The sequence below is a fragment of the Peptoniphilus mikwangii genome, from assembly GCF_000468535.1.
GTDB lineage: Bacteria > Bacillota > Clostridia > Tissierellales > Peptoniphilaceae > Anaerosphaera > Anaerosphaera mikwangii.
Genome location: NZ_AUQY01000002.1, coordinates 110,555 through 125,728, shown reverse-complemented (window position 1 = coordinate 125,728; position 15,174 = coordinate 110,555). Strand labels below are relative to the sequence as shown.

Annotated in this window: 12 protein-coding genes; 3 read left to right on the top strand and 9 right to left on the bottom strand. The window is 31.9% G+C overall.

Translation table 11 applies throughout. The annotated features are described in order from the left end of the window. Positions 1–123: 123 nt before the first annotated feature. The 8 genes from M915_RS00985 to M915_RS00950 form a co-directional block, all read right to left on the bottom strand. On the bottom strand, positions 124–666 hold the full coding sequence (locus M915_RS00985; protein WP_009222350.1) for a ClbS/DfsB family four-helix bundle protein: 543 nt from the start codon (positions 664–666) through the stop codon (positions 124–126). Between the two features lie 6 nt (positions 667–672). Beyond that, the gene (locus M915_RS00980) at positions 673–936 is read right to left on the bottom strand and encodes a zinc ribbon domain-containing protein (protein WP_036728528.1); all 264 of its coding nucleotides are present in this window, start codon (positions 934–936) and stop codon (positions 673–675) included. A gap of 61 nt (positions 937–997) precedes the next feature. Beyond that, a complete protein-coding gene (locus tag M915_RS00975) occupies positions 998–1,897 on the bottom strand; it encodes a helix-turn-helix transcriptional regulator (protein ID WP_036728525.1) in 900 nt (299 codons plus the stop codon). 320 nt (positions 1,898–2,217) lie between these two features. Continuing rightward, positions 2,218–3,768, bottom strand: a complete 1,551-nt coding sequence (locus tag M915_RS00970; RefSeq protein WP_036728522.1) for a BCCT family transporter — start codon at positions 3,766–3,768, stop codon at positions 2,218–2,220. Then, complete coding sequence (locus tag M915_RS00965; RefSeq protein WP_036728520.1) at positions 3,769–5,277, bottom strand: HAL/PAL/TAL family ammonia-lyase; 1,509 nt, start codon at positions 5,275–5,277, stop codon at positions 3,769–3,771. 1 nt (position 5,278) lies between these two features. Next, positions 5,279–7,540: a xanthine dehydrogenase family protein molybdopterin-binding subunit gene (locus M915_RS00960; protein ID WP_036728517.1), complete on the bottom strand. Its 2,262-nt coding sequence runs from the start codon at positions 7,538–7,540 to the stop codon at positions 5,279–5,281. Next, positions 7,537–8,370, bottom strand: coding sequence for an FAD binding domain-containing protein (locus tag M915_RS00955; RefSeq protein ID WP_009222357.1), 834 nt, complete (start codon positions 8,368–8,370; stop codon positions 7,537–7,539). Before M915_RS00955 ends, M915_RS00960 begins: the two co-directional genes overlap by 4 nt. Then, complete coding sequence (locus M915_RS00950; protein ID WP_036728514.1) at positions 8,370–8,831, bottom strand: (2Fe-2S)-binding protein; 462 nt, start codon at positions 8,829–8,831, stop codon at positions 8,370–8,372. The genes M915_RS00955 and M915_RS00950 overlap by 1 nt, the downstream gene beginning before the upstream one ends. A 413-nt stretch (positions 8,832–9,244) precedes the next feature. Here M915_RS00950 and M915_RS00945 point away from each other — a divergent pair, with 413 nt between their 5' ends. Beyond that, entirely contained in the window at positions 9,245–11,527 is a 2,283-nt protein-coding gene (locus M915_RS00945) for a bifunctional dihydroorotate dehydrogenase B NAD binding subunit/NADPH-dependent glutamate synthase (RefSeq protein WP_036728511.1), read from the top strand. Positions 11,528–11,535: 8 nt separating this feature from the next. Here M915_RS00945 and M915_RS00940 read toward each other — a convergent pair whose 3' ends face one another. Next, complete coding sequence (locus M915_RS00940) at positions 11,536–12,372, bottom strand: DsbA family protein (protein ID WP_009222360.1); 837 nt, start codon at positions 12,370–12,372, stop codon at positions 11,536–11,538. Between the two features lie 171 nt (positions 12,373–12,543). On the opposite strand from M915_RS00940, the gene nrdD reads away from it, so the two are divergent. Then, on the top strand, positions 12,544–14,667 hold the full coding sequence (gene nrdD / locus M915_RS00935; RefSeq protein ID WP_036728508.1) for an anaerobic ribonucleoside-triphosphate reductase: 2,124 nt from the start codon (positions 12,544–12,546) through the stop codon (positions 14,665–14,667). Beyond that, entirely contained in the window at positions 14,667–15,161 is a 495-nt protein-coding gene (nrdG, locus tag M915_RS00930) for an anaerobic ribonucleoside-triphosphate reductase activating protein (protein ID WP_036728506.1), read from the top strand. The genes nrdD and nrdG overlap by 1 nt, the downstream gene beginning before the upstream one ends. Positions 15,162–15,174 lie beyond the last annotated feature (13 nt).

The following is a 15,174-nucleotide window of genomic DNA, read 5'->3' as shown; positions in this document are numbered from 1 at the left end:
TATCCACTTCTTGAGTCGCAATAAATACACCCATTAGTGCAGCCTCTGAATAAATTCATTCCATTCTTTGAAGAGAGAATTCCTTTTACTTCTTTAAAATGCACTTTACTACCCTAATTCCCTCTATTTTAACTTACAATTTTTCTTATGAGCTTTAAGCTTTTTCATTGCCCAATCATAATGACTTGAGGTTGCACTTACAAAATAGGAACCCAGTGTACTCCCCCCTGTCCACTTATAGACGCCTTTGGAAAACAATTCTTTGTCTGTAAATGTTTCAGCTAATGCTAAAACATCACTATGGGATTTATGAAACATTTCTGCTGCATCTTCAAGAGAAGTATTTTGATGTTTCTTCCAAAACTCAACATTCATATCTCCGTAAGTTTTCCAGTTATACGGCGCAGGCAAAAACGGTTTTTCTTCTCCTTTTTGATTGGAATGTACCCAATTCAAAATAAGCTGATGCCATTCATAGAGATGGATTAAAACATCTCTTAGGTTCTTATCTCTTTTCCAGTGGGCTTCTTTTTTCTTTTCATCTTTTGAAAAGTCAAATGGTGTATTTAACTCTTCCTCAGTCATCTTTGAGATAAATAAATTTAATTTTTCATAGTTTTCTTTAGCAGCAGCCATTAAATCATTTTTTGTCGTTGGTCTTGGCATATTTTTTTACTCCTTCCATCTCTTTAGAGTTGGGAAAAACTCCATCATCATTTTTCTTGCACTATCTTCATTCATATCTTTATTGGCTTCGACTACATGAGGAACGCATATCTCAATCATTTCCTCCATTGTTCCCTTAAAAGTAAATTCGCTTTTCTCAAAGCAATACTTACAATAATCTTCATTTACGCTTTCATCTGAATTTGTACCATAAAGCTCTGTTCCCTCTCCCATAGGCATGCCACAACATTGACAATATTTCGTATCCATTTTTTATTCCTCCTTATCTTTATTTAAGATAATTATATCTCACCATACTTGACACCATCTGTCATATTATATATTTTTCTGCCATTTTATTTATCATTTTTTTAATTTGCATTCTAACTTCTTCAGGTTCCAATACTTCTGCTTCATCTCCAAATGAAAAAATATAATTATATAAGTTATAGTCATTCGGTATTTCTATTTCAGTATATAAATTTCCGTCATTATCTTCTGTAATTTCTCCGTTTAGTTCATCATATACCCTGAAAGCAACTTTACGATCAAACTTAACTTTTATATGCACTGTGTTCTCGTGTGGCATTTCTTTCTTGAGTATTGCATCTTCAAAGTTGTCATCAAACTTTTCAGTATGGATTTCTAAATTCTTTATCCGGGACAATTTGAAATATCTGAAATCATTTCTGAGTAAACAGAAAGCATATAGATACCAGTCCTGACTCTTGAAAAGTAGTCTAACGGGTTTAACTCTTCTACTTGTTTCTTTTTTATTGCTGCTAAAATATGTGAATGAAATAATGTTTTTACTTAAAATTGCAGATTTAATATCATTAAACGTTTGTTCATACAGCTTATTGTTTTGCCAATTATTAAAATCAACCTCTATCCAACTGGTATTTTTCATTTTAAAGAGTGCGGAAAGTTTTGTTAGAAGCTCATTCTCATGCTGTATTGCGGTATTATCCAATCCTTGAAGAGCTGACATAATTTGTTGTTTCTCGTTTTCAGACAGTAGTGATTTACTAAGAACAAAATCCTCAGCAATTTCTATTCCGCCGCCCTTTCCTTGCGTTGCATAGATTGGAATACCGGCACTGCTGATAGAGTCAATATCTCTATAAATTGTTCTGACTGATACCTCAAATTTATCAGCAAGTTCGCTTGCTGTAACTTTTCCCTTTTCTAAAATATAATATAGTATCCTAAATAGCCTATTGTCTTTCATCGCCTTAACATCTCCTATGTTTATTATACCATAATAACTTGACATCTATTGTCATATTATCTGAGATATTTCTTTTACAAAACTTATACTATATCTCATTTGATATAATTATAATATAAATTTAAAACTCACTTAACGCTTAATCTATAACTTATTCTTTTATAGCAAGCATAGTAAGCGTATACCTGCTTATGAAAAAATTGATTAAGTTGCTCTATCGTTAAACTGCTTATTTTTTTAATGCTTTAGCGGTAAATTAAAATAAACCAACTAATATATTAGTTGGTTTATTTTAATTTAAATTTTTATTATATATAATATTATTCTTCTATCTTATCAATAAAGAACATTTTTATCGCTGAAACTATTTGTAGTATAAAAATGAATAATACAACAAATCCTCCTGCCGCAGCAAGTGCTTTTACACCTTCAACTCCTTGTTCTCTTCCGCCGAACGCTGCCATAATTATAGCTATTATACCTATAGTAACTCCCCAAACTACTTTTAAATATCTTGGAGCTTCAGAACCTATCGGTATATTCTTAATACACATTGATGCAACATTATTAGTTGTAGCATCGGCTGCTGTTACAAATGATATTAATATTACAAATAGGTTTATTGGAATAAGTATTACACTTAATGGCATGTTCTTTATAAATTCAAATAGTGCTGTTACAGCATTTGAATTTTGAATTGTAGCAACCAAGTCCATTTGTCCTGTTAATTGCATATTTATTGCAGTATTTCCCCATACGCCAAACCAAATGATACCAAATACTGATGGAAGAATTAAATTAACTATTAAGCATTCTCTTATAGTTCTACCATAAGAAATTTGTCCTAAAAATATTCCTGTTACAGGTGCATAAGCTATCCATACAGACCAGTCAAATAAAGTCCAAGAACGTGTTAACGGTGCCCCTCCTATATCTATAGGATCAAGTCCCCATAACCAGAAATTATTAAACCACTCAGCTAATCCTGCTGTTGTATTTCTCAATATAAAAAGAGTAGGTCCGGCTACAAATAAGAATATAAGTAATCCGTAATAGAAATACGCATTAATTCCTGCCAATTTTTTAAGTCCATTATCTAATCCCACATAAGAAGAAAGTGTAAATAGTGCAACTATAACAACGCCTACTGCAAGGAATAATCCAAATGAATTTTCAAAGCCGTAAGAAGAATTTAATCCTGTAGTTATCAAAACTATACACATTGTAAGTCCTGATGATAGTCCTAAGATTATAGCAAGCATTGAAAGTGTATCTATTATATTTGCAATAAATCCTTTTCTGATTTTTTCTCCAAATACAGGTTCAAGTGTAGAAGTTACATTCAATTGTTTTTTCTTGTTAAAATATACATAAGCTACTACAATCCCTGCAAGAGCATACATTGCATAAGGTATAAATGTCCAGTTATAAAAACTTCTTCCCATAGCAAATCTTGCCGCTTCTGCTGTTCCGGGCTTAATTCCAAGAGCATCCAATTCCCCATACACATTTCCTAAATATATTAGAGGTTCATTTACACCCCAACTTACTATACCTGTTGCAACTCCACCTGTTAATGTCATTGCAAACCATGTCCAAAAAGAATACTTCGGCATTGCATCTTTTCCACCTATTCTTATTGAACCAACTTTAGAAAACATTATAACTAATGTAACTATCAAAACTGCTACACTGACTATTTGATATAACCATCCAAAACTTTCAAGTGACCAACCAAAAAACTTATTTGACATACTTGCTAAAGCTTCATTATTTACTATACCTATTATTGCTGCTAAAAGTGTAAGTGCAAAAGCTGGTATAAAAACCGGCCATCTTATTTCTTTTTTATCAATTTTTTTCTCACTCATTTATTCCACCTCTAAAATTTCTAATAATTTTTTAGATTTTATTACTTCATAAACCTTTTCTATATCTCTACTTAAATTTCTATCTTTATCATAGAAAGGTACCGCATCTCTAATTACCTTGTATGCAAGTGAAGTAGTCTTTCCAAGTTTCTTATTTCCTCTAAGGTCAATTGCCTGTGCTGCATGCATTGCCTCTATACCGATAATATATCTTATATTATCAAGCATTTGGAAAATCTTATAACAAGCAAGAGGTAAATTACTTGCATGGTCTTCTATTGTTCCGGCAAGAGAATAAAAATCCATAGATGAAGGATTTGCAAGTCCTCTATTTTGAGTATCAAGCATTGTATATGTCTTTTGAATAGTTCCAAAAGCTATTGTTTCAACTTCCTTTGGTGTTAAAAATCTATTCAATTTAGTAAATGCAGGATCCGCCAATTTTATCATTCTGTAACAAGAAGATTTAGATAAATGACTAAGCGCTACTGCCAGCATTTCAACTCCTATTGCCAAAGATGTTATTTCAAAATTTGCACTTACAAATGATGATTTTTCATCTATTATTATGCATGGATTATCATCTGTTGTATTCATAGTTATTCCAAGTTGCTCTTTTACATATTCCATTACATCATACATTGTACCATTAACAGAATGGGCACATCTAAAACTTAATGGATCTTGTAATGCTCTTTCAGGATCATATTCATGAAGATAACTTCCTTCTAAGTATTCTCTACACATTTTTGCAACTTTTTCTTGACCCTTGATTGCTCTAACTTCATTAACATCTTCTCTAAGCTGTTCCATAACGCCGTTTAGGCCCTCTAAACTCATACAGAATATTATAGTAGACATTTTTACGATATCTTCTATTTCTTTAAGTAAAATTGCAGTCATAGCCTCTCCCTGTGCATTACAAGAAACTATACTAAGACCATCTTTGGGACCAAGCTTTGCAGGTTTTAACCCAACTTTGTTCATAGCATCTGTTGAATTCATAACTTCTCCGTTAAAAGTTACATCTTCTTCACCTATAAAAGCAAGACCTATGTGAGAAAGTGTTGTTATGTCAGCCTCTCCTATTGAAGATCTCATAGGAATTCTCGGATGAATTCCATAATTTAGAAAATCTCTATAGTGATGCAACAATTCCGCAGATATTCCGGTATGTCCTGTTAAAGCTTTATTTAACCTTAAAAGTAAAATTGCCCTTACATGCTCATCCGGGTGATATGGTTTAACACCAAGACAATGACTGTTTAATAAATTTTTATTATATGCTGCAAAAAAATCTTCATCAAATTCTTTGTCTTTGTTCCAACCTACACCTCTGTTTAATCCATATACCGGTTTACCCTCAGCTGCCATATCAAATAAAATTTGTCTGGCATCTCTTACTCTTTTTTCGGCATCATCAGAAATTTCAACTTGTCTGTTAGAATATGCTACACTGTAAACATCTTCAAGTGTCAATGGAGCTCCTGTTAAAATTAATTTCTCCATTTTATTCCTCCTCTCTTAATTTTTCTATGCTCTTTATAATATTTTCCGGATTTGCCGGATAATTGGTAATATTAGTTCCAAGAGCATGATTTATTGCATTTAAAACTGCCGGAGCAGGTGCAACCGCTGATAATTCTCCTACGCTTTTTAATCCGTAAGGAGCCGTTTCATCATCACTTTCCACTAAAATAACCTCTACATTAGGCATATCTTGTGCATTTAAAGTATGATACTTTGATAGACTTGCATTTTTTACATATCCATCTTTGTCTATTACAACTTCTTCTGAAATAGCCATTCCTAAGACAAATTGACAACCTCCGTGAATTTGTCCTTCAACTAGCATAGGATTGATAGGCTTCCCTATATCATGTACAGCTAATAACTTTACGATTTCTACAAATCCTGTCTTTTTATCAACCTTAACTTCCGCAAAACAAGCTGCAAGTGCAGCCGGATTTCCTTTTGGTACATGGTGTACATATACTGAAGTAGGATCGAATAAAAATTTTTCCCTCAATGACGCTATTTCTCCATAGCTATATTTTTCATCAGAATTTCTAACCAATACATATCCATCATCTATATATAAATCATTCTTATTTAGTTTTTTAACCTTTTCTAATGTATCAAAAAGCTTTTCTTTTAATTTTTCAGCTGCCTCTATTATTGCTCCTCCACTTACAAAGCTTACTCTACTTGCCTGAGTTCCTGCAGCATCATATGGAGAAATGAACGTATCAGCCTCAGGAATGGAAATCATTTTAGGGTCAAGATCGAGTTCCTCTGCCGCAACTTGTACAAGAGATGCAACCGTACCGCAACCTTGCTCGTGTATAGCATTTTTTATCAATACACTTCCATCTGCGGAAAGAATCATTTCAATATTTGTAAAATCCGGAAAAGCTCCAAGATAACCATTACCGTGACTTGCACAAGCAACTCCTACTCCATAAGAATATCTATCCGTATTCTTTTCCCTTATATGATTAAATTTTTCTTTCCAATCAAAAGCTTCCATTCCTTTTATGATGCATTCCTTTATTGCGGCTTTACCAAGATTCGGTCCGCCCACAGGATCATCATCATATGGATCTATTAAATTTTTTAACCTGAATTCACAAGGATCCATCCCGATTTTTAACGCAGCATTAGTTATATTTATTTCTGAAACCGCATGAGCCTGTGGTCCCCCATACGCTCTACATGCTCCTCCAGGAATTGCATTAGTATAATATGCTCTACCTTCAAATTCTTGATTTTTTATTTTGTATAATCTGAATAATTTTTTTGCAAAAGCATTTGTAATACTTATATTGTTCGTATCATATGCTCCACCGTCTACTTCAGTAGATATTTTTCTACCAAGTATTGTTCCATCCTTATTGATGGCAGTTTTAACACTTACCCTCATATAATTTCTTGTAAATGTTCCTTTTATGCTTTGTTCTCTATCCATATATAAAAGGATCGGCCTTTTTAACTTCCATGCAACAGCTCCAACTATAATTTCTAAAAGAGGTTGTTGCTTTCCTCCGAAAGAACCGCCCATCAAGGATTTTATAACTCTAACTTTGTTATATGGAATTCCAAGTACATTTGACAAATGCATTTGTATTGCAAAAACTATTTGACTTGGGCTTGACACTACCAAATTCCCAAATTCATCAATTTCTCCAAGTGCAACATGGTTTTCTATGGCAAGATGATGTGTTCTTGGAGTAGAACCTCTGTCTTCAATTATATAGTCTGCTTCTTTGCATACCTTTTCAAAATCTCCACACGCCAAATGTTTTTCATAGGCAAGATTTGAATCTCTTTTTATTACTATTTCATCTTTTTTTGCTTCATCAATGCCGATTACTGCGGGCAATTCTTCATAGTTTATCTTTAACTTCATAATAGCTTCTTCAACTGCAATTCTGGTTTCTCCAATCACAATTGCAATTCTATCGCCTACATATCTTGCTCTTTCATTAAGTACACACTCATCTTTATAACCTGACACACCTGAAAACCATTCCATTGAATTATACATTTTTTGCGGCAAGTCACTATGTGTTAAAATAGAATGAATGCCTTCTACTTTCATAGCTTCACTACAATCAAAACTTATATTTGCATGTGGCTTTTCACTTAAAACAAGTTTTGCATAGAGCATATCATATTTTTTTATATCGCCTATAAATTTTGCTTTCCCTGTAACTCTACTAAGGGAATCCTCTCTAATTAAACTTTTCCCTATATATTTATATTGACTCATTTTAAATCTCCCAATAAATCTTCAACTAAACCTTCAATTGCAATTCTTTTATAATATTTTGAAGATCTTGTCGGAATTGCAAGTTCAATTTCTCTAAATGCCAATTCTTGTATTTTTGTAATATCAATATCATTTAGCCTTTTATTTAAAATTTCTTCTTCAATAAGTTTCGCTTCAACCGGCTTTACTCCGACCGCTCCTAAATATACACTTGCATTTAAAATTACATCCTCAGACATTTCTAAATCCATTGCACAACTTATTTTTGATATTGTTACTGCAATTCTCGAACCGACTTTTCTAAACGCACTTATTCTATTTTTCTTTTTTATAATTATTTCGCATATAACTTCATTTTTTGTCAAAGATGTTTTTTCTCTTCCGATTACAACATCGTAAATAGGCACAATCCTAAAACCGTTTTCAGGGTTATATATTTTTATATCAGCTCCATAGGAAAACATAGTAAGCATAGTATCTGCAGACTGCGATGCATTGGCAATATTTCCTCCAATTGTAGCCTTATTCCTTATTTGTTCAGAGCCGAGATTATATGCTGCATTATAAAGTGCAGTAAGCTTATTTTTTATTAATTCACTTTCACAAAGTTCTGTCATAGTTACAACAGAACCTATATATATATATTCTTCGTCTTCACTAATATTTTTCCAATCACTGATTTTTGTCAAATCAACAATGCTGTATTCTGTAATATTATTTTTTTTAAGATGTATTATTAAATCAGTTCCACCTGCAATAAAAAATGTATTTTCAGGTGCATTCAATAAAACATTTTTTAACTCAATTTCATTTTTAGGTGAATAAAACATTATTTCCCCTCCTTAATTGCAGAATCAATAGCCTCGATAATTTTTTTATAGCCTGTACATCTACAAATATTACCTTCTATTGCTCTTTTTATATCATTAAGAGTGGGATTTTCATTATTCATCATTAGCGCCTTTGCACTCATCAAAAACCCGGGAGAACAAAATCCGCATTGAACCGCTCCATGTTCTATAAATTTTTTTTGTAATATATCAAGCTCTCCATTTTGCTGTAAGCCCTCAACTGTTAAAATTTCACAACCGTCAACTTGACCTGCAAGAACTAAACAAGATGCAACTGCCTTTTTATCAATTATGACAGTACAAGCTCCACATTCTCCCTCAGAACATCCTTCTTTTGTCCCTGTCAGTTTCAAATCATCTCTGAGAAAATCTATTAATCTTAATTTTTCACTTACATCGGTCTCATATTCTATTCCATTTACTTTTGTTTTAATAATCATATTCTTCACCCACAATAATACTCTATACCTTAATTCCTTGTTAATGTATTAAACTAAATATAGAATACTATCTTATTGTCTAATTAAAGTCTAATTTTAAATACTTTTTATTATGGTGTTGTTTTTATTTAAGATTCAATATTTTTTATTTTAATTAGACGGAAATTACTAAATTAATAATATAATGAATTTATCAGTTATTGCTCAAGTCAAATTTTTTTAATTATAACGCTTCATTTACTAATTTAGTATTTCGAAATATTATTTTGTATTTTTTTTAATACTATTTAATAGTGTTTTATCAACGATATGCAATTAGTAAATTTATATGATAACTTTTATTTATTTGTAATTTCCAAGCTATTTTTTTGTGTTATAATTAATTTGTATAAAATTATTAATGGGGTGTAAATATGTATAAAATTTTGAATAAAGAGTGTCTTGCTCCAAATATCTACTTAATGGATGTATATGCTCCTCGCATTGCAGCTTCAGCAAAGCCCGGACAATTTATTATTGTAATTGCCGATAAATATTCAGAGAGAATTCCTCTTACAATTTGTGATTACGATAAAGAAAAAGGTACCGTCCAAATAGTAGTTCAAGTAATTGGTGAATCTACTAAAAAAATATGTAATTATAACATAAATGAATCTTTTGCAGATTTTGTAGGTCCATTGGGACATCCTTCAGAATTTATAGAAGATAATCTAAATACTCTAAAAAGCAGAAAATATTTATTTGTTGCAGGTGGTGTCGGAACTGCGCCTGTATATCCTCAAGTTAAATGGCTTTTCGAACATGGGATTGATGTAGATGTAATAATAGGTGCAAAATCAAAAGAATTTGTAATATTAGAAGATAAATTAAAAGCAGTATCAAAAAATTTATATATCACAACAGATGACGGAAGCTATGGATTTAAAGGTCTTGTAACTAATAAAATTGTAGATTTAATCGAAAATGAAAATAAAAAATATGATATATGCGTTTCAATCGGTCCTATGATTATGATGAAGTTTGTATGTCAAACAACTAAAAACTACAATTTAAAAACTATAGTTTCATTAAATCCTATTATGGTTGACGGTACCGGAATGTGTGGAGCTTGCCGTGTAAATATTGGCGGAGTAAATAAATTTGCATGTGTTGACGGTCCGGAATTTGATGGACATCTTGTAGATTTTGATTCAGCTATAAAAAGACAATCTCAGTACAAAAATAATCCTGAAAAATTATTAAAAGATAATAAGGAACATACTTGTTCACTTGAAATTGCCGTTGAAAAACAACATAGAGAAATTGAAAACGAGAAAGCTGATAGATTTAAACGTACTCCTATTTCAGAACAGCCTGCAAGTATTAGAAATAAAAATTTCGAAGAAGTGTGTCTCGGATATACTGAAGAAGAAGCTGTTATAGAAGCTAAGCGATGTCTTAATTGTAAAAATCCTCTATGTGTCGGCGGATGTCCTGTATCAATAAATATTCCTGAATTTATCAAAGCAATTGCAAATTCAGAATTTGGAAAATCTGCTGAAATTCTATCTCGCTATACTGCTCTGCCTGCAGTTTGCGGAAGAGTTTGTCCACAAGAAACTCAATGTGAGCAAAGATGTATTCTCACAAAAAGAGGCGACGCCGTTGCAATTGGAAAATTAGAAAGATTTGCAGCGGATTATGCAAGAAAAAATAACATAAAACTAAATGAAAAACCTGAACCGAACGGACATAAAGTAGCTATAGTCGGAGCAGGACCGGCCGGTCTTACATGTGCGGGAGAACTTGCAAAATTAGGATATGATGTAACTGTCTTTGAAGCTCTACATCAAGCAGGCGGTGTTTTAGTATATGGAATACCGGAATTCCGTCTACCGGATGAAGTTGTAAATCACGAGGTTAAAAATCTATTAAACCTTGGTGTTAAAATTGAAAATGATATAATTATAGGAAGAACAATAACTATAGATCAAATTCTAGACCAAGGTTTTGAAGCGGTATTTATAGGCTCAGGTGCAGGATTACCAAGTTTTATGAATATACCGGGTGAAAACTTAAATGGCGTATATTCTGCAAATGAATTTTTAACAAGAAATAATCTTATGAGATCATTTGAAAAAGAATATGACACCCCAATAAATGTAGGTAATAAGGTTGCGGTTATTGGTGGCGGAAATGTTGCAATGGATGCTGCAAGAGTTGCAAAAAGACTTGGAGCCGATGTATCAATCTTATACCGTAGAACGGAAGCAGAACTTCCTGCAAGAGTTGAGGAAGTTCATCACGCAAAAGAAGAAGGAATCAAATTTGAAATGCTCACTGCTCCTATAGAAATTATAGGCAGCGATGATGGTTGGGTAAAATCACTTAAATGTGTTAAAAATGAACTTGGAGAACCTGATGATTCAGGAAGAAGGCGTCCTATTCAAATACCGGACTCAGAATACGAAGAAGAATTCCAAACAATTATAATGGCACTTGGAACTTCCCCTAATCCGTTAATTTCTCAAACTACAAAAAATTTGGACACAAACAGGAAAGGATGTATAGTAGCAGATGATTTCGGACAAACATCAAGACCTGAAATTTTTGCAGGTGGAGATGCTGTAACAGGAGCTGCAACAGTAATTTTAGCAATGGGTGCCGGAAAGACGGCAGCTGAAAAAATTGATGAATATATAAAAAATAAGCAGTAATAAACTGCTTATTTTTCTTTATATTCAATTCCATTTCCCACTTCACTTTTAATTATAGCTTCTTGTCTTTCAAGCTTTTCCAAAATTTCATCTAAATCAATATCGGATATATCAAAAGTTTCCTTCAATTCAACCCTAAAAACCCGTTTATATTGCTTTATGAAATCCAAAATATGTTTTTCATCAGCTATAATGTCTCTCTTTTTTAAATTTGAAAACTTATCTATAAATTCAATCAACTGATTTTTAGTTTTATATCCTCTGATTACATGCTCTCTCTTCTTTTCATCCACATACATAAAATTTGGAAATGTAACCATTCTTCTGTCAAATGTTGCAATTCTGTCATTTAAAAATTCTTCCTTTGAAAAATCTCTAAAATTTTCTATAAATTTTACCCTATCAATACCAATCTCTTGTGCAATATCTGCACATATATTTTCATCCATAGTATTTAGTCCATCTAACATGGTTGCTTCTCTTAATTTCCTAAGAAATTTATTTGAAAGCGAAAATTCCGTTATTCTTGCAGCAATAAAAGCACAATCTATTATATTTGTACTTGGATTTTTTCTTGATAAAAGATTCGGTGCTTTTATCATTATAGGCATACCATGAATATTAGAGCCTGTTTGCCAGATTTGAAGTAAAATTTTATTAGCCATTTCATCAGAATCATTATCTTTCATATTCATAGGAAGTATATCGTGATAATCGGAGATCATTCCCGCCATTATATTATCCATTTCAATTTTTCCGCAATATATATAATCTATCGCCCTAAGTACTTTTTCTTCACCATATGACCAAGTACATACTGCATCTGAAAATATTGTAAGTTTCATAAAATACCTCCTTTTTATTTCTACCCTTTTATTTTATTTTAAATAATTTATTTTATTAAACTTATTTAAGTAATTATTTTTTCAATATATTGTATATATCTTCAATATTCGCTTGAAATAAAACACTACATATTGTATAATATTTTCATAAAATAATTAGGGGTGTTTAAAATGACAGAAGTAATTAAAAGAAATGGTGTAAAAGTACCTTTCGATGCTAATAAAATTGAAATAGCAATAGAAAAAGCAATGCATTCAAGCAATGGAATTTTTATTGAAGATCAAGCAAAAACTATTGCTAAAGAAATCGAAAATTATGCAAATACGTTAGAAGATGCAATATCAATTTATGACATAGAAGAACAAGTATATTATAAGCTAATACAATACAATAATCCTGCAACGGCAAGGTCATACGAATCATATAAATCAGTTCAATCATTTAAAAGAGAACAAAATACCACTGACAAAGAAATTTTAGGTCTTCTTAACCAAACAAACTTTAATGTAATGGATGAAAACTCAAATAAGAATGCAATCATTGCATCTACACAAAGAGATTTGATTGCAGGAGAAGTTTCAAAAGACATAGCTAAAAGAAAAATGATTCCTGCTGATTTAGTTGAGGCACATGACAGCGGAGCTATTCATATACATGATATGGATTATATTATTCAACCTATTTTTAATTGTTGTCTTGTAAACATGAAAGATATGCTCGATAAAGGCACAGTTGTAAATGGAAAAATGATTGAAACTCCCAAATCATTTCAAGTTGCCTGCAATGTAATGACTCAAATCATAGCTCAAATAGCATCAAACCAATATGGCGGTCAATCTATAAACATCTCTTGTTTAGGTAAATACTTAAGAAAATCTTATGAGAAAAATCTAAATCTTGCAATTGAAACTCTCGGTGATGTAGAACTTGCTGAAAAAATGGCAAATAAAATGACCCAAAAAGATTTAGAAAGTGGAATTCAAACAATTCAATACCAAATAAATACTCTAATGACTTCAAATGGTCAAGCACCTTTTGTAACGCTATTCATGCACTTGGAAGATAATGATCCTTATATTGACGAAGTTGCACAAATAATTGAAGAAATATTAAAACAAAGAATTAAAGGAATTAAAAATGATGCAGGAGTATATGTAACTCCGGCTTTCCCAAAATTAATATATGTACTTGATGAAAACAATATAAGACGAGATTCTAAGTACTACTATCTAACAAGTCTATCAATAAGATGTACTGCAAAGAGAATGTATCCTGATTATATAAGTGCAAAAAAAATGAAAAATAATTACGAAGGTAATGTATTTAGCCCGATGGGTTGTAGAGCTTTTTTACCTGCGTGGAAAAATGAAAAGGGTCAATATCAATTTGAAGGCAGATTTAATATGGGTGCTTGCTCTATAAATCTTCCCCAGGTTGCAATACTTGCAAATGGAGATGAAAAAAAATTCTTCGAAATCTTAGAAAAAAGATTAGAACTTGTAAAAAGAATAGGCGTTATAAGATATGAACATCTTAAAAATGTAACAAGTGATTCTTCTCCAATACACTGGCAACACGGTGCAATAGCAAGACTTGGAAAACATGAATCAATAGCACCTCTGCTATTAAATGGATATTCAACTGTTTCTCTTGGTTATATCGGCATATATGAAGCTACAATATTAACCAAAGGTGTTTCTCATACAGATCCTGTTGGATATGAATTTGCAATGAAAATAATGGATCATTTAAATGATGCCGTTAAGAGATGGACGGAAGAAATAGGAATAAAATTTACATTATACGCTACCCCGGCAGAAAGTCTAACTCACAGATTCTGCTCCATTGATAAAAATAGATTCGGGGTAATTGAAAATGTAACAGATAAGGGATATTACACCAACTCCTTCCATGTTGATGTAAGAGAAGATATTTCCGCATTTGAAAAATTTACCTTTGAATCAAAATTCCAAGACAGATCAACCGGAGGATGTATATCCTATGTAGAAATCCCTAATATGGGACATAACCTTGAGGCTCTTGAAACGTTAGTTAAATTTATATATGACAACATTCAATATGCAGAATTTAATACAAAGAGTGATTATTGTGCCGAGTGTGGTTTTGATGGAGAAATCAAGCTAAATGATGAAAATAAATGGGAATGCCCTCAATGTGGCAATAAAGATAAGGCCACACTTACAGTTGTAAGAAGAACTTGCGGATATCTTGGAGAAAACTTCTGGAATGAGGGAAGGACAAAAGAAATTAACAGTAGGGTGCTTCACATATAATGAAATATGGACAAATAAGACAATTCGATATAGCTAATGGTCCCGGAATCAGAACAACCTTTTTCGTAACGGGTTGTACTCATAATTGCCCCGATTGTTTTAACAAAAAATACCAGGATTTTTCTTTTGGAAATGTTTGGACGGAAAAAGAAACTCAAATAGTAATAGATTATTTAAAAAACGAATCTGTAAGCGGACTTACAATTCTCGGCGGTGAACCGTTCCAAAATACTAAAGATTTAATACCGATTGTAAAAAAAATTAAAGCCAATTCAGAAAAAAGTATTTGGATATATTCGGGATATACCTATGAACAATTGATATCCGATAAATTAAAAAAGGAACTTTTGTCCCTATGTGATGTATTGATTGACGGATTGTTTATAAAAGAATTAAAAGACTTAAACCTACATTTTCGCGGTTCTTCAAATCAAAGAATAATAGATATACAAAAATCACTTGAACTGAATCAAGTAAACTTAATAAACATATAAGGAGCGTTAAGCT

Excerpts from the sequence above, each read along its gene's own strand:
- M915_RS00985 (WP_009222350.1), bottom strand. The coding sequence starts at position 666 with ATGCCAAGACCAACGACAAAAAATGATTTAATGGCTGCTGCTAAAGAA.
- M915_RS00980 (WP_036728528.1), bottom strand. The coding sequence starts at position 936 with ATGGATACGAAATATTGTCAATGTTGTGGCATGCCTATGGGAGAGGGA.
- M915_RS00975 (WP_036728525.1), bottom strand. The coding sequence starts at position 1,897 with ATGAAAGACAATAGGCTATTTAGGATACTATATTATATTTTAGAAAAG.
- M915_RS00970 (WP_036728522.1), bottom strand. The coding sequence starts at position 3,768 with ATGAGTGAGAAAAAAATTGATAAAAAAGAAATAAGATGGCCGGTTTTT.
- M915_RS00965 (WP_036728520.1), bottom strand. The coding sequence starts at position 5,277 with ATGGAGAAATTAATTTTAACAGGAGCTCCATTGACACTTGAAGATGTT.
- M915_RS00960 (WP_036728517.1), bottom strand. The coding sequence starts at position 7,540 with ATGAGTCAATATAAATATATAGGGAAAAGTTTAATTAGAGAGGATTCC.
- M915_RS00955 (WP_009222357.1), bottom strand. The coding sequence starts at position 8,370 with ATGTTTTATTCACCTAAAAATGAAATTGAGTTAAAAAATGTTTTATTG.
- M915_RS00950 (WP_036728514.1), bottom strand. The coding sequence starts at position 8,831 with ATGATTATTAAAACAAAAGTAAATGGAATAGAATATGAGACCGATGTA.
- M915_RS00945 (WP_036728511.1), top strand. The coding sequence starts at position 9,245 with ATGTATAAAATTTTGAATAAAGAGTGTCTTGCTCCAAATATCTACTTA.
- M915_RS00940 (WP_009222360.1), bottom strand. The coding sequence starts at position 12,372 with ATGAAACTTACAATATTTTCAGATGCAGTATGTACTTGGTCATATGGT.
- nrdD (WP_036728508.1), top strand. The coding sequence starts at position 12,544 with ATGACAGAAGTAATTAAAAGAAATGGTGTAAAAGTACCTTTCGATGCT.
- nrdG (WP_036728506.1), top strand. The coding sequence starts at position 14,667 with ATGAAATATGGACAAATAAGACAATTCGATATAGCTAATGGTCCCGGA.